Genomic DNA, 323 nt, shown 5'->3' on the forward strand with positions numbered 1-323 from the left:
TTACGAATGTCGGCTTCAGAAAGCCCTTCATCCAGCAAAGTCTGAGTTAATGTCGCGATTTCGGAAACATCCATCGCTGTGGTTACAGCGCCGTCAAAATCAGATCCCAGAGCCACATGATCAACGCCAGCAATATCGATGGCGTAAACAATCATTTTGGCGATACCTGTGGGGCTGTGGGCACATACGGCATCTGCCCAGTAACCGATTCCAATAAGGCCACCTTTAGCCGCTATCTTTTCTATCAACCGGTCATAAATATTTCTGGGAGGGTCACACAGTCCCTTCATTCCAGTGTGGGAAATAACAACGGGTCGACTCGT

Annotated in this window: 1 protein-coding gene; it reads right to left on the reverse strand. The window is 48.6% G+C overall.

The annotated features are described in order from the left end of the window. Nucleotides 1–323 (reverse strand): membrane dipeptidase (locus ACY2RR_RS24440; RefSeq protein WP_490110813.1); only part of this gene is annotated, 323 nt, incomplete at both ends.

Source organism: Parendozoicomonas sp. 2304DJ65-17, from assembly GCF_058148445.1.